19 protein-coding genes are annotated in these 18,098 nt (G+C 65.1%); 5 read left to right on the top strand and 14 right to left on the bottom strand.

Annotation, left to right across the window (positions count from 1 at the left end; genetic code table 11):
* The coding region (locus Q1J79_RS18155; protein WP_300303162.1) for a peptide chain release factor 3 at window positions 1–1,352 on the top strand (1,352 nt) is incomplete at its 5' end.
* Window positions 1,330–1,815, top strand: coding sequence for a hypothetical protein (locus Q1J79_RS18150; protein WP_300303160.1), 486 nt, complete (start codon window positions 1,330–1,332; stop codon window positions 1,813–1,815). The genes Q1J79_RS18155 and Q1J79_RS18150, both read left to right, overlap by 23 nt.
* Here the strand turns inward: Q1J79_RS18150 and Q1J79_RS18145 are convergent.
* From Q1J79_RS18145 to Q1J79_RS18100, 10 genes are all read right to left on the bottom strand, one after another.
* On the bottom strand, window positions 1,812–2,588 hold the full coding sequence (locus Q1J79_RS18145) for a cyclic nucleotide-binding domain-containing protein (RefSeq protein WP_300303158.1): 777 nt from the start codon (window positions 2,586–2,588) through the stop codon (window positions 1,812–1,814). The genes Q1J79_RS18150 and Q1J79_RS18145 overlap by 4 nt on opposite strands.
* 4 nt (window positions 2,589–2,592) lie before the next feature.
* Window positions 2,593–3,012 (bottom strand): hypothetical protein, encoded by a 420-nt coding sequence (locus Q1J79_RS18140; protein WP_300303156.1) that lies wholly within the window; start codon window positions 3,010–3,012, stop codon window positions 2,593–2,595.
* 71 nt (window positions 3,013–3,083) lie between these two features.
* On the bottom strand, window positions 3,084–3,869 hold the full coding sequence (locus Q1J79_RS18135) for an aldo/keto reductase (RefSeq protein ID WP_300303154.1): 786 nt from the start codon (window positions 3,867–3,869) through the stop codon (window positions 3,084–3,086).
* Window positions 3,860–5,053: an FAD-dependent oxidoreductase gene (locus Q1J79_RS18130; protein ID WP_300303152.1), complete on the bottom strand. Its 1,194-nt coding sequence runs from the start codon at window positions 5,051–5,053 to the stop codon at window positions 3,860–3,862. Before Q1J79_RS18130 ends, Q1J79_RS18135 begins: the two co-directional genes overlap by 10 nt.
* 8 nt (window positions 5,054–5,061) lie before the next feature.
* Window positions 5,062–6,516, bottom strand: a complete 1,455-nt coding sequence (gene hldE, locus Q1J79_RS18125; RefSeq protein WP_300303150.1) for a bifunctional D-glycero-beta-D-manno-heptose-7-phosphate kinase/D-glycero-beta-D-manno-heptose 1-phosphate adenylyltransferase HldE — start codon at window positions 6,514–6,516, stop codon at window positions 5,062–5,064.
* A gap of 85 nt (window positions 6,517–6,601) precedes the next feature.
* On the bottom strand, window positions 6,602–7,321 hold the full coding sequence (locus Q1J79_RS18120) for a metallophosphoesterase family protein (RefSeq protein ID WP_300303148.1): 720 nt from the start codon (window positions 7,319–7,321) through the stop codon (window positions 6,602–6,604).
* A gap of 3 nt (window positions 7,322–7,324) precedes the next feature.
* Complete coding sequence (locus Q1J79_RS18115) at window positions 7,325–7,843, bottom strand: ActR/PrrA/RegA family redox response regulator transcription factor (protein ID WP_367183014.1); 519 nt, start codon at window positions 7,841–7,843, stop codon at window positions 7,325–7,327.
* 127 nt (window positions 7,844–7,970) lie between these two features.
* On the bottom strand, window positions 7,971–9,278 hold the full coding sequence (locus Q1J79_RS18110) for an ActS/PrrB/RegB family redox-sensitive histidine kinase (RefSeq protein WP_300303144.1): 1,308 nt from the start codon (window positions 9,276–9,278) through the stop codon (window positions 7,971–7,973).
* Window positions 9,275–10,750 carry a glucose-6-phosphate dehydrogenase gene (gene zwf / locus Q1J79_RS18105; protein WP_300303142.1) on the bottom strand — a complete coding sequence of 492 codons (1,476 nt, stop codon included), beginning with the start codon at window positions 10,748–10,750 and terminating at the stop codon, window positions 9,275–9,277. Before zwf ends, Q1J79_RS18110 begins: the two co-directional genes overlap by 4 nt.
* 31 nt (window positions 10,751–10,781) lie before the next feature.
* Window positions 10,782–11,669 (bottom strand): phytanoyl-CoA dioxygenase family protein, encoded by an 888-nt coding sequence (locus tag Q1J79_RS18100; protein WP_300303140.1) that lies wholly within the window; start codon window positions 11,667–11,669, stop codon window positions 10,782–10,784.
* Window positions 11,670–11,821: 152 nt separating this feature from the next.
* Between Q1J79_RS18100 and Q1J79_RS18095 the strand changes: the two genes are divergently transcribed.
* The gene (locus Q1J79_RS18095) at window positions 11,822–12,364 is read left to right on the top strand and encodes a GcrA family cell cycle regulator (RefSeq protein ID WP_300303138.1); all 543 of its coding nucleotides are present in this window, start codon (window positions 11,822–11,824) and stop codon (window positions 12,362–12,364) included.
* 58 nt (window positions 12,365–12,422) lie between these two features.
* On the opposite strand, the gene Q1J79_RS18090 is transcribed toward Q1J79_RS18095, so the two are convergent.
* Both Q1J79_RS18090 and Q1J79_RS18085 read right to left on the bottom strand, forming a co-directional pair.
* Window positions 12,423–12,929, bottom strand: a complete 507-nt coding sequence (locus Q1J79_RS18090; protein ID WP_300303136.1) for a hypothetical protein — start codon at window positions 12,927–12,929, stop codon at window positions 12,423–12,425.
* Between the two features lie 7 nt (window positions 12,930–12,936).
* Complete coding sequence (locus tag Q1J79_RS18085) at window positions 12,937–13,788, bottom strand: MipA/OmpV family protein (RefSeq protein WP_300303134.1); 852 nt, start codon at window positions 13,786–13,788, stop codon at window positions 12,937–12,939.
* Window positions 13,789–13,956: 168 nt separating this feature from the next.
* Between Q1J79_RS18085 and Q1J79_RS18080 the strand changes: the two genes are divergently transcribed.
* Both Q1J79_RS18080 and Q1J79_RS18075 read left to right on the top strand, forming a co-directional pair.
* Window positions 13,957–14,694: a response regulator gene (locus Q1J79_RS18080; protein ID WP_300303132.1), complete on the top strand. Its 738-nt coding sequence runs from the start codon at window positions 13,957–13,959 to the stop codon at window positions 14,692–14,694.
* A complete protein-coding gene (locus Q1J79_RS18075) occupies window positions 14,691–16,112 on the top strand; it encodes an ATP-binding protein (RefSeq protein WP_300303130.1) in 1,422 nt (473 codons plus the stop codon). Before Q1J79_RS18080 ends, Q1J79_RS18075 begins: the two co-directional genes overlap by 4 nt.
* Window positions 16,113–16,231: 119 nt before the next feature.
* Here the strand turns inward: Q1J79_RS18075 and Q1J79_RS18070 are convergent, their stop codons facing one another.
* Together Q1J79_RS18070 and Q1J79_RS18065 are read right to left on the bottom strand one after the other, a co-directional pair.
* The gene (locus tag Q1J79_RS18070) at window positions 16,232–16,618 is read right to left on the bottom strand and encodes a TIR domain-containing protein (protein ID WP_300303128.1); all 387 of its coding nucleotides are present in this window, start codon (window positions 16,616–16,618) and stop codon (window positions 16,232–16,234) included.
* A gap of 159 nt (window positions 16,619–16,777) precedes the next feature.
* Window positions 16,778–17,641, bottom strand: coding sequence for a phytanoyl-CoA dioxygenase family protein (locus tag Q1J79_RS18065; RefSeq protein WP_300303127.1), 864 nt, complete (start codon window positions 17,639–17,641; stop codon window positions 16,778–16,780).
* Window positions 17,642–18,098 lie beyond the last annotated feature (457 nt).

Raw genomic sequence — 18,098 nt, 5'->3', positions numbered from 1 at the left:
GGACCTTCAATCTGCTCGACACGCCGGGCCACGAGGATTTCAGCGAGGATACCTATCGTACGCTGACCGCGGTGGATTCCGCCGTGATGGTGCTGGACGCCGCCAAGGGCATCGAGACGCAGACGCGCAAGCTGTTCGAAGTCTGCCGCCTGCGCGACGTGCCGATTGCCACCTTCGTCAACAAGATCGATCGCGAGGCACAGGACCCGTTTGCGCTGCTGGATGAAGTCGCCTCTACGCTGGCGCTGGAATGCGTGCCGGCGAACTGGCCGGTTGGCATGGGTTACGATTTTCGCGGCTGCTACGACCTGTTCGGCAAGCGGCTGCTGCTGGTCGGCAAGGAAAACAAGAATCTGGAGCCGGAAGTCATCATCCTGGAGAAGGGCCTGGACGATCCACGCGCCGCCGAGCTGATCCCGGCAGCCCAACTCGCCAAGCTGAAAGAAGACATCGCGCTGATCGAGGGCGCCTGCCCGCCTTTCGATATCGAAACCTATCGCCAGGGCCATATGACGCCAGTCTATTTCGGCTCGGCGCTGAAGAATTTCGGCGTCGACGAGCTGCTGAAGGGCCTGGGCGAATTCGCGCCGCCGCCACGGCCGCAGCCGAGCGACAAACGCGTGATCGAGCCGACCGAGAAGGCCGTGACCGGTTTCGTGTTCAAGGTCCAGGCCAACATGGACAAGAACCATCGCGACCGCGTCGCCTTCCTGCGACTGTGCTCCGGCCATTTCAAGCGCGGCATGAAGCTGAAGCAGGTCAGCACCGGCAAGCCGATCACGGTGAGCAATCCGACGCTGTTCTTCGCCCAGGACCGTTCGCTGGCCGACGAGGCCTGGCCGGGCGACATCATTGGCATCCCCAATCACGGCGTGCTGCGCGTCGGCGACACGCTGACCGAAGGCGAGGACCTGCGCTTCACCGGCATTCCCAACTTCGCCCCGGAAATCCTGCGCCGCGTGCGCCTGTCAGACCCGATGAAGGCCAAGCACCTGCAGCGCGCCCTGGAGGACCTGGCCGAGGAGGGCGTGACGCAGGTATTCCGGCCACGCATCGGCGCCGACTGGATCGTCGGCCTGGTCGGTCCGCTGCAGCTCGACGTGCTGGCCGCCCGGCTGGCCGAGGAATACAATCTGGAGGTCGGCTTCGAGCAGGCGCCCTATGAGACGGCGCGTTGGGTTTCGGCGGAAAATCCAAAGGACCTGGACGAATTCGTCGAGCAGAATCGCGGCACCATCGCCGATGATCGCGAAGGCGCCCCGGTTTTCATGGCCCGCAACGCCTGGGAACTTTCCTATATCGAGAAGAAATGGGATAAGATTCGCTTCCATGCCACACGGGAACGCCACTAACTCGTATCACCGCCGCCAGCTGTTGCTGGCGCTGGGACTCCTGCTGCCTGCCGGCCTGATTGCGCCGGCCGTTCTGGCCCAGGAAAAGGAAAAAAAGAAGAAATCCGACACACCGATCGAGAAGCCGCCGGTCAACAACCCGGTGCTGATCATCGATGCGGTCACCGCGCCGGTCGCCGGACCGCCGGGATCGCAGATTATCATGACGCTGAGCGTCGATTGCGGCGATGTCGAAACCGCCCGCAAGGTCGATGCCGTGATGCCACGGGTCTACAACGCCGTGATCATGGAGCTCAACCGCGAGCCGCTCGGCAAGGATGGCCGCGTTCACGACAACGATCTGGAAGGCCTGAAACGCCGGCTGGTCCACCAGATCAACCGCTCGCTGCAGGGGCCGCAGGTGGTGGGCGTCTATATCCGCTCGCTGCAGGAAGTGCCGCTGCGCAAGCCGCCCTCGCGCTAGTTCCGTGCCGCCGCCGCGCCGCGCAGCATCAGCCCGGCATAAATCCGCATCAGCGCCTTCACGATCGCCGGGCAGGCATTCAGCATGGCGTTGAAATGGCTGGCCGAGATGATCTCGCAGACGGTGGCCTCCGAGGCGATGGCGCTGGCGCGCCGGGATTCGCCGGTCAGCAAGGCTAGTTCACCGAATACCTCGCCCGGCCCCACGGAACGCAGCCGCGTCTGGCTGCCATCCGGCGCCTCGCGCAGCAGATCAACCAGCCCGCTCTGCACCAGATACACATTGTAGCCAGGCTGGCCGGTGCGGAAGATGGCCTCGCCGATGGCATAGACCTTGCGATCGAGGATGCGCAGGCCATGCTCGGACTGGATGGTCGCCGCCATGATGTCGCCGGTGCTGATGGTGATCGTCGGCGCAGGCGCCGCAACGCCCTCGGCAAACCGGATATTGCGGATAAAGGTCTGCAGGAGGTAGCGCGCCAGTGGCGGCGAGGCATCCAGCGCACGATCCAGCACGGCGGCATTGATGCGACGGCACAGCGTCGGCTCGATCGCCACCACGCTGGCCGCGCGCGGCGCCGGGTCGATCAGCGCCATCTCGCCCACCACGCCGCCCTCGCCGGCTTCGGCCAGCCGGACCTTGGCATCGCCATCCATGCGGAATATCTCGACGCGGCCGGAGAGGATCAGGTAGCAGAAATCACCATCCGCGCCCTGCTCCAGCAATGTGGCGCCACGGCCAAAGCGGATTTCCTGCTCGCCCGCCTCGCTCACCGGCTCAGCCCTTGTCGTCGTCGCTGCTGAACAGGATTGCCTTGGCGCGGATATCGTCGATGCTGCCCATCAGATCTTCGATCTTGGCTTCCAGCATATCCGCGGCCTGACGCGCCAGACCCAGCTCCTCCTCCACCGCCTGCAGCATCGCCTGCCGCGCCGCGCCAATGATGGCGCCGTTCGGCAGTGCCGGGAAGCTGACGCATTTGGCAACGAAGCGCCGCACGGCCGACGCGCTGGGCAAACCGCCCAGTACGAGATTGGCCGGTACGGCCAGAACCAGCCAGGCGCCGTCATCCTGTGGCAAAACGGCGAAATCACCCTTGCGGAACCCGGCGCGCGGTGGCGTATCTTCGGCCTGGCCGGGCAGGGTCAGCGTTACGACGTCCCAGCCGAAGGCGAGGAATTCCTGTTCGCCGGCCAAGGAGCGTTCCTGGGAGCGTTCTTGGGAGCTCTCCTGGGCATGCCCCGCGGCAGATGCGTCTTGCTGTTCCATCACGCCTCTCCCTCTCCTTCAGCCTGCAGCGCAGCTGCATTGGCGCGCAGATTGGCCGGCGACACCGTGCCGACCACGATGCTCGACACGCCGGGCAATGCCGCCGCCGCCCGCAGCGCCTGGGCGGGATCGGCGGCATGGCCGCTGGCCAGCGCCTTCTTGATCAGCACGCCCTTGCCTGCGGCGGCGGCCTCGGCGATCACCGGCAGGTCGCCAGTATAGCCGGGATTATAGGTCAGCATCATCACATCGACGCAAGCCAGCATGTGGCGGCTGCCCTCCGGCGTCTTGCCGGAAAAGCCGCTGGCGCGGATCAGGCCGCGCCGCTTCAGCCCCTCCAGCGCCTCGGCCGCCGGCAAAAAGCGGTCGCTCGCCTCGTCGATGCCGTCGGAATGCAGCAGCACGACATCAAGATGATCCGTGCGCAGGCGACGCAGGCTGGTTTCAACCGAGGCGATTATTGCGGGGGCGGAAAAGTCAAAGCGCGACTGGCCATCCTCGAACCATTCCCCGGCCTTGGTGGCGATCACCCAGTCAGCGCGGCCGGAGCCGACCTTCGACAGCAACTGGCCCAGCCGTTCCTCGCTGCTGCCATAGGCCGGCGCGGTGTCGATCAGGGTAATACCAAGCGCGCGGGCCTGTTCCAGCAGGGCAATCACGCTGGCGTCATCGGGCAGGTCGAAACCGCGCGGATATTTCACGCCTTCGTTCCGCCCGATCTTCACCGTACCCAGGCCCAGCAGGCTGACGATGATGCCCGTCGCTCCCAGTGGCCTCATTTCCATGCCGCAACCTCCCAGGCAATGCTGTCCCAGGGCGCGGGGGCAATCTGCGGCGCCGGCCAGTGCGAGAGATCAGCAGCGCGGCCCGAAGGCGGCGGCAATTCAGCCAATACCTGATCGGCCAGCTGCGGCGCCAGCGCCAGCTTGGTTGGCCAGGCCAGCCAGCAATTCGGCGCGGCGCGGCGCAGCACGGGGCCATCGGGCTTGCGGCCATCGTCCGTCGCGCCTTCGGCGCGATCGATGGCAAGCGTCGCATAGCGGCAGGCGGAAAAATCCTGGCCCGGCAGCAAAGCGGCGAATTCGGCTTTCGCCGCGGTGATCAGGGCGCCTGCGCTTTGCCTGGCGCCGGTTTCCGCCAATTGCCCGCCGACATACCAGACCAGGCTGCCGTCCGCGCGTTTATGCGTGGTGACGGTGACGCGCGGCTTGTCGCTGGCATCGAAGCAATGCGCCCAGAGCGGCCCGGGCGCCTTGTCGATCAGCACCATCTGCAGCGGCCGGCGCTGGGCCGCCGCTGCCGGCAGGCCGAACTGCGCCAGCAGGGTTTCGTTGCCGGCGCCGGCGGTCGAAACCAGCGCCCCGGCATGCAGGCGGCGCGACTGCGCATAGCCATCATGGCAGTCGATCACCACGCCTTCATCAGCGGGAGAAACATGCACATCGCCGTGGATACGCTTGATCGAAACCTGTCGCGGCCGCGCCAGCGCCTGCAGCAGCACCGGCACATCCAGCACGCATTCATCCAGCGCGTAGACGGCGGCGACATGCTCGGGGTCGCGCAGCACGGCAGGCCAGTCGGCCGGCGCCAGCGCATCGACGCGACCGCGCACCAGCTTGCTGCCGAAGAAGCCGGCGATGCGGCTGGCCAGCGTCTTGCGCGCCCAGAACAGATGCCGTTCGGCAGCCAGCGGCACGCCGCGCAGATCGACTTCGCCCGTGCCGGCCAGGCAGGCGCGCCAGCGCGCGGGCATGTCGGCCAGCGCGTCGCTGGCGGCATTGAGCTTGAGATCGAGGGCGTATTTCAGGCCGCCATGGATGATGCCCTGCGAGGCCAGCGTCTGGCCGGCACCGAGCGCGTTGTTTTCCAGCAGCAGCGCGCTGTAGCCGGCAGTCTGCAGGCGCGCCAGCAGCCAGAGGCCGGCAATGCCGCCGCCGAGGATCGCGACGTCGACATCCCGCGTCGCCATGGCCTGGCTCAGGACCGCAGTTTCTGGATGGTTGCCGTCGTGCTGTGACCGGCAACCAGCTGCGACACGCGCACCTCGCCGCCATAGGCCCGCACGATATCGGCGCCAACCACCTGGTCGGTGCTGTAATCGCCGCCCTTGATCAGCAGGTCGGGTTTGAGCAGTTCGAGCAGCGGGGTCGGCGTGTCTTCCGGAAACACGATCACCAGATCGACCAGCCCCAGCGCAGCCAGCAGCCGGGCGCGATGTTTTTCATCCTGCACCGGGCGCGTCTCGCCCTTCAGCTTCTTCACCGAAGCATCGGCATTGATCGCCACGATCAGGCGGTCGCAGCCGGCGCGTGCCTCCGACAGTAGGGCCAGATGGCCGGCATGCAGCAGGTCGAAGCAGCCATTGGTGAAGCCGATGCGTTCGCCGCGCAGGCGCCAGGCATCGACGCGTTCCTTCGCCTGCTGGCGCGACACCACCTTGGCATCGATGCCGTGCGGATCAGGCATATGCAGGGCCCGGCGCAATTCGTCGGGATGCACGACCGCCGTGCCGACCTTGGCCACCACGATGCCGGCGGCGATATTGGCCAGCCGGGCCGCCAGCGGCAGCGGGCGCTTCATCGCCAATGCTGCGGCAATCACGGCCACCACCGTATCGCCGGCACCCGAGACGTCAAACACCTCGCGCGCCTCGGCCGCCAGATGCAACGGCGCATCGCCAGCCTGCACCAGCGTCATCCCGGCGGCGCCGCGCGTGACCAGCACATTGGCGATGCCGGCGCTTTCCACCAGCTTGCGGCCGGCCTTCACCGCGCTGGCATCATCGGCGCAGCTTTCGCCACTGGCCAGCGCGGCTTCCTGGCGATTCGGCGTCACCAGATAGGCACCGCGATAGCGGGCATAGTCGCTGCCCTTGGGATCGACCAGCACCGGCTTGCCGGCTGATTTGGCGGCAATGATCAACGCGGTGATCACGCGGTCGGGCAACGCCCCCTTGGCATAGTCCGACAGCACCAGCACGCCACAACCGGCCAGCGCTTCCTTGGCGGCCTCGATCAGCGTGTCGATCGATATCTCGGAACTGGCGGCGCGGTTTTCGCGGTCGACGCGCAGGAGCTGCTGGCGACTGCCGATGAAGCGGATCTTCTCGATGGTGCGGCGCGCCTCGTCGACCACCAGGCGGGCATCGATGCCGCGCTCCAGGGTCAGCACGTCATTCAACTCGTCGGCGGCGCCATCGTCGCCAACCAAGCCGATCAGCACCACATTGGCGCCCAGGGCCGCGATATTGCGCGCCACGTTGCCGGCGCCGCCGGGCATGACGATTTCGCGATCGGCCTGCATCACCGGGATCGGCGCCTCGGGCGAGATGCGCTCGACGCCGCCATAGACGAAACGGTCGAGCATCACGTCGCCGACGACGAGGACGCGGGCGCCGGTGAAATCGGCCGGATCAGCGGGAAATTCGGACATGGCCTTCGATACACCGCCGGCGGGCCGAATTCCAGCCCTCGCCCCGCTTCAGGACCCGCCAGGAGGGGCCCATCAGACGGGCCGGTCAGGTCTGCAGCAGGCGGCGCTCGGCCCCGTCCAGCACCAGGGCGGTCAGCCGGCCGGTGGTATAGGCGCCGGTATCAACCCCGATGCGGTTCGGCCGCCATTCCACCTCATGCACGATGGTATGGCCATGCACCACCACCAGGCCGTGATCAACTTCCGAATCGAGGAAGGCATCGCGGATCCAGATCATCTGCTCGCGGCTCTGGCGGTCGAGCGGCAAGCCCGGCTTGATGCCGGCATGGACGAACAGGTAATCGCCGAACTGCGCCTGCACGGTCAGCTTCTCCAGGAAATGCCAGTGATGGCGCGGCAGGGCGCCGCGCAGGCTGCGCTGGGTCAGCAGCAATTCGTCATAGGCCGCCGGGATGCGCACCTTGTAGCTGGCCAGGGTGGCATCGCCGCCATTGGCTAGCCACAGCGAGGCGCCATAGGGCGCATCGAGGAATTCCAGCATCATGGCTTCGTGATTGCCGAGCAGGGTGATGGTTTCGACCCCGGCCAGCTTGTGCCGCGCCAGCCGCTCGATCACGCCATGGGAATCCGGGCCGCGGTCGACATAATCGCCGAGATAGACCACCACGCAGCGCTGTGGGCTGTTGTCCTGCAGGTCGGCCTCGATCAGGCCATGCAGCCTGTCGAGCAGATCCGCCCGACCATGGATATCGCCGATGGCATAGACGCGGAGCCCCGGCGGCAGCCTGGCCTCCTGCAGCAGCATGGCTTACTGCGGCGACCGCTTGGCGAGGATGCGCTGCAGCGTGCGGCGATGCATCTTCAGCCGCCGTGCGGTTTCCGAGACATTGCGGTCGCACAGCTCGAAGACGCGCTGGATATGCTCCCACCGCACGCGCTCGGCCGACATCGGCTCGTCGGGCGGCGCCGGATGGGAGGCGTTGCCGGCGCGCAGCGCGCGATCGACATCATCGGCATCGGCCGGCTTGGGCAGGTAATCGACGGCGCCGGCCTTCACGGCGGCCACGGCGGTGGCGATGTTGCCATAGCCGGTGAGCATCACCACGCGGGCATCCTGGCGGACGCTGCGGATCGCACTGACCACGTCGAGGCCGTTGCCGTCGCCCAGTTTCAGGTCGACCACGGCATAGGCCGGCGGCTTGGCGCGGGCGAGCTGGATGCCGACGGAAACCGATTCGGCGGTCTGCACCTGGTAACCACGCTTTTCCATCGCGCGCGCCAAACGCATGCGCAACGGTTCGTCGTCATCAACGATGAGGAGGGTCATGTCGGTCATTGCGGCCAGAATGTACCCGAGGCACGGTTTGGCGCAACCCCTCACCGCCCGGTCCGAAGCCCGCGTGACGGCATTCGTGCGGCCGGGCGCTATTTTGCCGCAGTCCCCCGGCCCCGGCCTACTTGGCCGCCGGGCGCGGCCAGCTCACTGCCACCCGGGTCCCGCCGCCGGACCGGTTGGCGAAGGCCACGCTTGCCCCGCTGCGCCGCAGCAGGTTCATCGCGATGAATACGCCAAGCCCCATGCCGCCGCTGTCGGGCCGGCTGGTCACATAGGGCTCGCCCAGCGCCGACAGGATATCGACATTCAGGCCCGGGCCGTCATCCAGGATCAGCAGGCGGATCTGCCGCTCGTCCCAGTCAACCTCCACCGTCACCCGGCTGCGGGCGAATTCCATCGCATTCTGCAGCAGGTTGCTGAGGCCATGGATGATCTCGGGCCGGCGCGGCAGGTTCGGCGCCGTTCCGCTGCCTTTCAGCTCCACGGCGAAATCGATATTGGCGCGGCGCCAGGGCTGCGCCGCCGTCTCGATCAGGTTGGCGATGCCCAGATCGGAAAACGCCTCGGTATCGGCATTGGCCGATGGCCGGCGCGACAGCCGCGCCAGGATCTCGCGACAGCGTTCCACCTGGCTCTGCAGCAGCGCCAGGTCCTCGGCGATCGGGTTGTCGGCCGGGGTGTCGCGGCCCAGTTCCTTCACCACCACGGCGATGGTGCCGAGCGGCGAGCCCAGTTCATGCGCCGCCGCCGCCGCCAGGCCGCCCAGCGCGGAGACCTGCTGCTCCTGCGCCAATGCCAGCTGCGTGGCGGCCAGCGCATCCGACATGCGGCGGGCTTCCTCGGCGACCTGCCAGGCATAGGCGGCGATGAACAATGTGCCGAGCACCAGCGCCATCAGGTTGCCCCAGCGATACAGCGCCGGCATGGCCACTGCCTCCTGGTCGCTCCAGGGCAGCGGCAGGTGATACAGCGTCAGCAGCACCGCCAGCACGAAGGCGACCAGGCCAAGGATCACGGTGGACCGCAGCGTGAGAATGGTGGCCGAGACGGTGACCGGCACCAGGATCAGCAAGGCGAAGGGATTGTCGATGCCGCCGGTCAGGAACAGCAGCAGGCCAAGCTGCAGCAGGTCGAAAGCCAGATAGCCGGCGGCGCCGATCTCACTCAGGCGCTTCGCCGTCGGGTAGACCACGAACAACACGATGTTGAGCAAAGCCGAGACGCCGACAATGGCCAGGGCCGGCAGCAGCGGCAGGCGGAAGTTCAGCCCGAAATGCACGAACAGGATGGCGAGCAGCTGGCCGGTGATGGCGATCCAGCGCAGCAGCACCAGGGTCTGCAGGCGCACGCGGCCGGATGGATCGTCGGCGGCGCTGACATGCGGCCCGACCCGCTCGCGCAGGGTCTCCAGCAAGGCTGTCCTCACCGCATATCCTCATGCCAGGTGCGGCCGTCGCGCTCGATCAGCCCGATGGCGGCCGATGGCCCCCAGCTGCCGGCGGTGTATCCTTTTGGTGTCTCGCCACTGGCCTGCCAGCCGGCCAGGATCGGCTCGATCCAGCGCCAGGCGGCTTCGACCTCGTCGCTGCGCATGAACAGCATCGGATTGCCGCGCACCACATCCATCAGCAACCGCTCGTAGGCGTCGGGCTGACGGCCATGGAAGGTGTCGGCGAAGCTCAGGTTGAGCGGCGCCTGGCGCAGCCGCATGCCCCCCGGGCCAGGCACCTTGGTCATCATGTGCAGGGCGATGCCTTCGTCAGGCTGCAGGCGGATCACCAGCCGGTTGGCCACCACGTCGCGGCCGGCACCGTCAAAGATCAGATGCGGCACCGGACGGAACTGCACGACGATTTCCGAGCGCCGCGCCGGCAGCCGCTTGCCGGTGCGCAGATAAAACGGCACGCCGGCCCAGCGCCAGTTGTCGACCTCGGCCTTCACAACCACGAAGGTCTCGGTGCCGCTGCCGGCCTGCTCCACCTCGTCGGTATAGGCAGGCACCGCACCACCATCCACCGCGCCGGCGCCATACTGGCCACGCACGGTTTTTTCCGTGACGAAGCGCTCGCCGATCGGCCGCAGGGCCTGCAGCACCTTCATCTTCTCGTCGCGCACCGCATCGGCGGCAAAGGCGTTCGGCGCCTCCATCGCCACCAGGCAGAGCAGCTGCAGCAGGTGGTTCTGCACCATGTCGCGCAATGCGCCGGCATGGTCGTAATAGCCGGCGCGGCCCTCGACGCCGATCTTCTCGGCCACCGTCACCTGCACATGGTCGACCACGCCACGATGCCAGACCGGCTCGAACAGCGCATTGGCAAAGCGCAGCGCCATCAGGTTCTGCACCGTCTCCTTGCCCAGGTAATGATCGATGCGGAAGACGCGCTCTTCCGGGAAGGCGGCGGCAACGGCGGAATTGATCGCCTGCGCCGAGGCCAGATCGTGGCCGATGGGTTTTTCCAGCACCACGCGGGCCTGCGGCCGGTTCAGCCCGCTTGCCGCCAGATGGCCGCAGATGCTGCCGAAGAAACGGGGCGCCATGGCGAGGTAATAGACAACGACGCGATCGGAGGCGCCGTCCATGGCCCGGGCCAGCGCGGCATAATCCTCGGCCGCATCGGCATCGAGGCTCAGATACCGGAACCGGGCGACGAAACGCTCCACCGCCGCCTCGTCGTAATCGGCGGAGTCGAGATGGCGGTTCAGCGCCGCCTGCGCCAGATTGCGGAATTCCTCATCCGTCATCGGGCCGCGCGCCACCGCGAACAGCCGCACATCGGCATTGAGCTGGCCGGCAACGTCGCGGTGATAGAGCGCCGGTACGAGTTTGCGCAGCGAAAGGTCGCCGGTGGCGCCGAACACGACCAGATCAAAAGAGAAGCTACCGCTCGGATGGGTCATGCGGGCAGCCTGACATGCCGGGGACGCTGCATCAATCCTCCAGGAAATGCGGCCCGGGATTCTCGTGCAGGCCTTCGTAATGCACCAGCGACGGCTGTGGTCCAAGCGGGACCGGCCGGCCATCGCGGAACGCCCATTCGCCACGGTCGCAATGCCGCGCCGTGACATAGCCGTTGATATACAGGCGACGGTCGTGCCTTGAGACATTCGCGCCTGAGCCATGCACCAGATAGGGCGACCACAGCGCGACATCGCCTGGTTCGAGCAGCAGATCGATGGCATCGCCCGGATCCAGGCCGGCGGCCTGCAGGGCTTCATCCTGCATGCTCTGGTGCAGGATCGGGCCGTCGCCGCCCAGGCCGAGGTCGCCGCGCAGGTGGCTGCCGGGGATCACCTTCATCGCCCCGCTGGCCTTGGTATGCGCGTCGATGGCGATGCCGGTCTGCACATAGGACTGGGCCAGGTCGCGGAAGGCGCTGGCCGGCCGGCGGAAGCGGCTGTCCTGGTGATAGGCGAATTCCACCTTCGTGGCGCCGGGCGGCTTCCAGTGCATCTGGTTGATGATCTGCTTCAGGTCGGCCCCGATCAGGGGCCCGAGCAGGGTGGCGAAGCGGGTATCGAGCCGCACCGCATCCAGCAGCGGGTCGCGCCAGGACGGCCATTGCACCATGCGCAGGATCTTGCCCAGGGCCGGGTCCTGGCCGAGGCGGAACAGCAGGTTGCCATGGCGGAAACTGCGGCCAAGCTTCAGTCCATCCTTATACAGATCATCAAAGCGGGCAGCGATGGCCGCCACCTCGCCCGGTCCGAACAGCCCGCGCACCACCGCGTAGCCGTCACGGGCATAGGTGGCACGAAGCTCGCGTGGGTCGGGCAGATGTGCCTGCCAGGGATAACCTGGGTCCGGAAAGCCGTTCATCTGGGGATAACTCCGATTCGCCCCCTATTGCCGAAGGGTTATTTTAGCTCAGCCGACCAGATTCTTGTGGATAAGGCCAGAGTCTGATTGACCGGAACCCGGATTCTCGCCTTACTGCATCTAGCGTCTAAGTCCAAGAACGGGGGCTACATATGGTATGGACGGACGAGAAGGTTAAACTTCTGGTTCAATTGTGGGAATCCGGCCAGTCGATCACCCAGATCGGCAAGGCGCTGGGGATGACCCGCAACGCCGTGGTCGGCAAGGCCCACCGCATTGGCTTGGCCAAGCGAGCCTCGCCGATCATGCGCAGCGAAAAGCCGGCCCAGCCGCGACCCGCGGCCGGGCATGCCGGTCCACCCGGGCACGCGGCGCCGGCGGCCCCGCGTGCCCCGGCCCAGCCGAGGGCGGAACGGGCCCCGGCGGCCGAAGGTTCCGAAGGCAGTGGCCCGGCCACCGGCAATGGCGGCAGCCAGGGCCAGCAGCTGACGCCGGCGATGCTGGCGGCGCTGACGCCCAGCACCGGTCCGCGCTGCAAATGGCCGATCGGCGACCCGAAAAGCGCCGAGTTCGATTTCTGCAGCCACGTCGCGCTGCCGGGCAAGCCCTACTGCGCCCAGCATTGCGCGGCGGCCTACACGAACTGGAATCCGGAGAGCGCCGTCGAGGCGGTCAAAGCGGTCAACGCCGCCTGATCTTCACGAAGGTCCGGATTTCAAAAAGCCCGGCGGATGTCATTCCGCCGGGCTTTTTCTATGCCGCAATATTGCCGCGCGCCGGCCGCGAAGCATTGCCGCCGTCTTTCGCCTGGACGAAGCACATGGCTGCCGTCAGGCGACGCCATTCTGCAGCGACAAAGCGGCCCAGTATGATCAGGAATCCCGCAGCGGCGATATCAAGCACCACGAACGACGGATCCTGAGCCGACAGCGGATCGTCGGAAACGGCGCGCATAAGCGCCGAAGCGGCGCCGCCAGCCGAATAGATCGCAATACCGATCAAATGCAGACGGCCGATGCTGACGCCCAGAATGGCCAGCCCGACCACTAATTGCAGGCCTGCCGCAGCCAGCCCGTGCCCCAGCCGGATCGCTTCCAACAAGATGGCGGCGCAGATCCCAAGGTACAACCCGATGGCGGAAAGGCTGACGCCACGCCAGACAAGCGATGGACGCCCACCGAGGACCGATGCCGCCACGCCCGCGATCAGGCCGGCCAGCACGAGGCCCCAGTTCACCGAGTACCACAACCCGGCCAGCATAACGGCCTCAGAATTTATAACTGAGGAACAAACCGGTCATCAGCTGATCCGGTGAGCCACGGTCTTCCACCAGCGGGCTGTCAGCCGCATCGCCCAGCAGGCGCTTGTAACCCAGCCGCCCGGTCAGCCCCCAATGCTCCGTCAGGCTGTAATCCAGGTCGAAGGTCAGGCCGACATCCTTGACCCCGCCTTCGGCCTGATACCGGCGCATGCCGCTGCGCTGGGCCTGCAGCGCACTCACGCCGAAGAAGGTTTCGGTGTAATCGTCGTTGGCCCAGGTGGTTGAAAGCTCGGCCCGCGCGCGCAGCTTGGGCCCAAAGCTGTGGCGATAACCGCCGGCGAATTTTGCCGTCAGTCCGTCATGGGCGCCGCTGACATCCTGGAATACCGTCACACCCGCCGACCAGGGTCCGGTGCTGTAATTCAGGAACAGGCCAAGCTCCGCGCCGGAATCGATGTTGCCCATGCCGCGCAGATCGTCGCTGTCGTCCTGGTCGCGGCCCATCTGGTAGCGTATCAGCGGGCCGACCTGCAGCTTGTCGGTCGGGCGCGGCCCCTGCCATGTGAAGGCGTTGACGCCCAGCGACGGGCCACGCAGGAACACCAGATCCTTGTAGCTGATCGAGACCAGCGGCAGCGGCGCCACTTCGTAATCGTCACTGCCCTCATAATCTGGTTGGAAAAACGCGCCCGCCCCAAGCCGGATATCCCAATCCTTCTTGCCATCCGCCGGGCTCTGCGGGGCTGCCGCGGATTTGGCGGCCGGCTGCTGGGCCAGGGTCGCAGCCGGCAGGGCCAGAACAATGCCCGCCGCGATGGCAAAAGTCCGGAGAACTGTAAGAGAATAAAATTCTTTCATGTTGGGATCGCTCATTTTTCATTGAGTCAGGGGGAGAAACGCCGCCACCCTACATGGCCTGCCGGTCTGCTTCATGTCGCCCCTGTGTCGATATATTTCAGATTGTTGCAGACTCGGGGCAGGCGCCCGGATGCTGGTATATATAATCGCCATGAACGGAGACCCGCTTTGACCGCCCCCGCCAACATTCACGTGCTGATCGTGGATGACGACCATCGCATCCGCGCCATGCTGGCACGCTTTCTCGCCGATCACGGCCTGCGGGTCAGCCAGGCCAGCAACGGCCGGCAGATGTTTGCCATCTGCGAGGACAACCGGATCGACGTGATCGTGCTCGACATCATGATGCCCGGCGAAGATGGCCTGTCGCTCTGCCGCCGCATGCGCGCGCAAAGCCCTGTTCCGATCATCCTGCTGACGGCGATGACGGGCGATACCGATCGCATCATTGGCCTTGAGATCGGCGCGGATGATTATGTCGTCAAGCCGTTCAACCCGCGCGAGCTGCTGGCGCGCATCCGCGCCGTCACCCGGCGTCTGGGGGCCAGCAGCATCAATGCCAAGCGGGCAATGGCATGCTATGAGTTCGGTGGATGGCAACTCAATGCCAGCCGGCGGACGCTGACCTCGCCCGACAAGACCCTGACCGAACTGACCAGCGGCGAGTTCGATCTGCTGCTGGCCTTCCTGGAGCATCCGCAACGCGTGCTGTCGCGGGACCAGCTTCTCGATCTTGCCCATGGCCGTGCCAACCAGGCCTATGACCGCAGCATCGATGTGCAGATCAGCCGCCTGCGCCGCAAGATCGAGGCCGACCCCCAGGATCCGGTCTTCATTAAAACCATCCGCAACGAAGGCTATTTCTTCACGGCAGCGGTAACACCGGTCGAGGATGCCGCCGCATGATCATTCCACTCTGGTCGCGCTTGCGGCTGGCGCCGCGCATCGCACTGGTCATTGTCGGCGGCCTGCTGGCTGTTAAGGCCGTGGACAAGGCGATGCCGCTGCTGATCCGCCCGCCCGAAGTCATGTTCTTCGATCGCGACTGGCTGCTGGACACACTGCAGGAGTTCCATGACCGCAGCATCACGGTGCCGGCTGCCGAACGGCCGGCATTGTTGCGCGATCTGCCAGCGCGGCAATGGCTGGATATAACGCCGCTGAGCGGGCCGCCGGATTTCCACCATACCGGGCGCAAAGGCGGATTCGCCGACATCCACCGGCAGATCGCTGACCGGCTCGGCCTGGCGCCGCAGGATGTGCTTCTGATGGCGGACGATCCGGACGATCCCGAATATTCCCCACGCCCGCTGGTCATCATCCTGCCGCCGCTGCCGACGGTTATCATGGACGTGTTCGATGACAGGCGCGTCAACATGCTGACCAGTGACCTGCGCATTGCGTTTCGCATCGGGCTTGAGGAGTGGCTGCTGGTGACGCCGAAAAGTGACGGCCAGGAAGCCGTGCGCATGATCCGCAATGCGGCACTGCCGCTGTTCGCCGTGGTGCTGGTCGGCCTGCTGTCGGTCTGGGTGGCGCGTGGCATTGTCAAACCGCTGGACGACCTGGCGGAAGCCGCCGAGAAGCTGGGTCGCGACCGCGAACCACGGCTGGTCGGCAGCTTCAATGCGCCGGAACTTCAGGCCATCGGCAATTCATTCAATGCCATGCAGGTGCGGCTGAAGCGCTTTGTGGACGACAGGCTGCAGATGATCGCGGCGATCAGTCATGACCTGCGCACACCGCTCACCCGCCTTCGCCTGTTTGCGGAATATCTTCCCGACCCGGATCAGCGCCGGCAGGTGATGTCCGATATCGCAGAGATGGAGGCGATGGTGAGCACCACGCTGACCTTCGCCAGCACTCAGTTGAAGGACGAACCCCGCAGTCCCAGCGACCTGGCCGCCATGCTGATCAGCCTGTGCGATACCGCCGCCGATGCGGGCTGCATGGTCGTCTACGAGGGGCCGGATCACGCCCGGCTGGTCTACCGGCCTGTCGCCATGCGGCGCGCTTTTGCCAACCTGATCGACAACGGTTGCAAATTCGGCAACCATGTCTGGGTGCGCCTGCAGGAAACTCCGGACGCTTTCGTCATCACCGTCCGCGACGATGGCCCGGGCATCCCCCCCGATCAATATGAGAATGCTTTCCGGCCATTCATGCGGCTGGAATCATCGCGTAATCGCGACACCGGCGGCACCGGCCTGGGCCTGACCATCGCCCAGGACATCATTCTGACCCATGACGGCGATATCGCGCTCTCGTCCGCACCGGATACGAACGGCCTGCTGGTGACCGTGACCTTGCCGCGGCAGGGATAGGTACTTAACAGCCTGCAGGTCAGTCCTCCAGCAGCCGTTTGGGATGCAGGCCGTTCACGAAACCCATGAAGGGTGGATGGATGCTGTAGCCCAGCATGCGGCGGACATGCAATGCCAACTTAACCCAGAAAGAGCTTTTTGTTGTTTAGAAAGGTGACACGCTCCCAAGCTGCTGCCAATTCCAGAAATTCGTCCTCATATTTTTGAGCATTCTCAGTGTCATTTAAAAAAAACGAAGCAACACTCATTGTTGCTAGCATCCAGCGATACATCCCAGCGAGGATCAACACGCAATTCACTGGACGAATTTGAGCCTCAAGTGCAGCCTTCAGCCTTGCTTTTCCTGCTTGTGTATTTGGGTCTATGGCAGGGTCATGCTTCGGAACGCTGTAATTTCTCATATAAAAATTGCTCGCGTCCTCTAAAAGCTTTACCAGTCGATAATAATCGTCGTTGTAACGCCAAGCGTGGCTGACAAATAGATCATACGTTTTGAGCGCTGGCATGCGTCCCCCCGGTTCTTAATTCATTAGCAAAGAGATTTTCTATAAGGGAAGTTTACATTCAAGAATATTCTTCTGGAATTTCTGTGACGGCTTGGAACAGTCACTTCAAGCTAATAAAACGCGTCCGACTACTATCGTATTCAAGATGAATATCGACAATTAATCCTCCAGCAACCGCTTGGGATGCAGGCCGTTCACGAAACCCATGAAGGGCGGATGGATGCTGTAGCCCAGCATGCGGCGGATATGCTCGCTGCATTGCTTCACCCGTTCGCGCGACACCGACAGACTGAAATTCTCCTGCTGGCGGCACCAGGGCGCGCAATACTGTGCCGTGACGCAGAGCCGGCCGGCCGATGAGATATTCGCGCCGCCGCCATGCCACAGCGTGCCGAGGAACAGCAGCACCGAGCCTTTCGGCATCACCGCCGGGATGGCGCGCGCCAGGTCGGCGTCATCGGGCGCGCGGTCGGGCCACAGGTGGCTGCCTGGCAGCACAACCGTGGCGCCGTTCTCAGGCGTGAAATCGTCGATCGCCATGATGGTGGCCGCGCCCAAAGCCGGCCGTGGCCGTGGCCAGGGATAGAAGGCATCGTCATGATGCAGCGGCTGCGCCGCCTCGCCCGGCAGGATGTTGATCGCCTGCAGCTGCGACAGCAGGTAGTTCGGCTCCAGCACGCGGTCGAGCAGAGCGAGAATGAGCGGATGCTCGACCAGCGGATTGCAGATGAAGGTTTTTTCGATCACGGCATAGAGCCGCTGGGTGCCAAAGCCCTCGAAGTTGTTGCGGCCCAGATGGTCGCCGAATAACGGCGTCAGCTCGGCGCGGATCGCCTCGACATCCTCATCGGAAAACAGCTGCGGCAGGATCACATAGCCATCACGCTGCAAAGCGGCGAACAGCGCATCGACCAGGGCCTGATCGGCCTGTTCCTGGCTGCCGGCGGTGGATCGGTATTTGCGCGCCAGTTCGGCGCGGAAATACTCCTGCATGTCGCGGACGACAGTCACCGTGTCGGTCATGGCATTATCCTCCCGTCCTCACGATGGCACTTTAATCCGGCGCTGCAAATCCTATATCCAGACCGCTGTTCTTGCCCATCGTGAATCGGAAATTGCGACGGTGCCGCCGTAACGGGATCGAACCGGCCGCAACGGGATCCAACTGGCATCCAACGGGATCGAACTGGCATCGAACGGGATCGAACTGGCTCTCAACTGGATCGAACTGGCTTGACCTGGTCCGCAACCGGCCGGCGCCGGCAATCGACCGGCCCGCAGGATCAACCGCTTAGCGGCCCCCAGAACGACAAAGGCCGGCCGGAAGCATCCTTCCGGCCGGCCCTCGCAGAAAAATGCACCAGCGTATGCGCCGGTATCAGTCGCCCCGATTAGTCGCTTAAGGCGGCAAACCGGCGCTGGTGGTGGTCGGCATGGCCGAACAGCGTGTCGATGGTCATCAGGCGCTTCATGTAATGGC

Source organism: Ferrovibrio sp. (genome assembly GCF_029255545.1).
Lineage (GTDB): Bacteria > Pseudomonadota > Alphaproteobacteria > Ferrovibrionales > Ferrovibrionaceae > Ferrovibrio.
The sequence above is the reverse complement of the archived record's forward strand: the minus strand, read 5'-3'. Positions and strand labels throughout refer to the sequence as shown.

Bases quoted from the DNA above. Each gene is read 5' to 3' on its own strand.
- Q1J79_RS18150 (WP_300303160.1), top strand. From the start codon at position 1,330: ATGCCACACGGGAACGCCACTAACTCGTATCACCGCCGCCAGCTGTTG.
- Q1J79_RS18135 (WP_300303154.1), bottom strand. From the start codon at position 3,869: ATGGAAATGAGGCCACTGGGAGCGACGGGCATCATCGTCAGCCTGCTG.
- Q1J79_RS18130 (WP_300303152.1), bottom strand. From the start codon at position 5,053: ATGGCGACGCGGGATGTCGACGTCGCGATCCTCGGCGGCGGCATTGCC.
- hldE (WP_300303150.1), bottom strand. From the start codon at position 6,516: ATGTCCGAATTTCCCGCTGATCCGGCCGATTTCACCGGCGCCCGCGTC.
- Q1J79_RS18120 (WP_300303148.1), bottom strand. From the start codon at position 7,321: ATGCTGCTGCAGGAGGCCAGGCTGCCGCCGGGGCTCCGCGTCTATGCC.
- Q1J79_RS18115 (WP_367183014.1), bottom strand. From the start codon at position 7,843: ATGACCCTCCTCATCGTTGATGACGACGAACCGTTGCGCATGCGTTTG.
- zwf (WP_300303142.1), bottom strand. From the start codon at position 10,750: ATGACCCATCCGAGCGGTAGCTTCTCTTTTGATCTGGTCGTGTTCGGC.
- Q1J79_RS18100 (WP_300303140.1), bottom strand. From the start codon at position 11,669: ATGAACGGCTTTCCGGACCCAGGTTATCCCTGGCAGGCACATCTGCCC.
- Q1J79_RS18095 (WP_300303138.1), top strand. From the start codon at position 11,822: ATGGTATGGACGGACGAGAAGGTTAAACTTCTGGTTCAATTGTGGGAA.
- Q1J79_RS18090 (WP_300303136.1), bottom strand. From the start codon at position 12,929: ATGCTGGCCGGGTTGTGGTACTCGGTGAACTGGGGCCTCGTGCTGGCC.
- Q1J79_RS18085 (WP_300303134.1), bottom strand. From the start codon at position 13,788: ATGAAAGAATTTTATTCTCTTACAGTTCTCCGGACTTTTGCCATCGCG.
- Q1J79_RS18075 (WP_300303130.1), top strand. From the start codon at position 14,691: ATGATCATTCCACTCTGGTCGCGCTTGCGGCTGGCGCCGCGCATCGCA.
- Q1J79_RS18070 (WP_300303128.1), bottom strand. From the start codon at position 16,618: ATGCCAGCGCTCAAAACGTATGATCTATTTGTCAGCCACGCTTGGCGT.
- Q1J79_RS18065 (WP_300303127.1), bottom strand. From the start codon at position 17,641: ATGACCGACACGGTGACTGTCGTCCGCGACATGCAGGAGTATTTCCGC.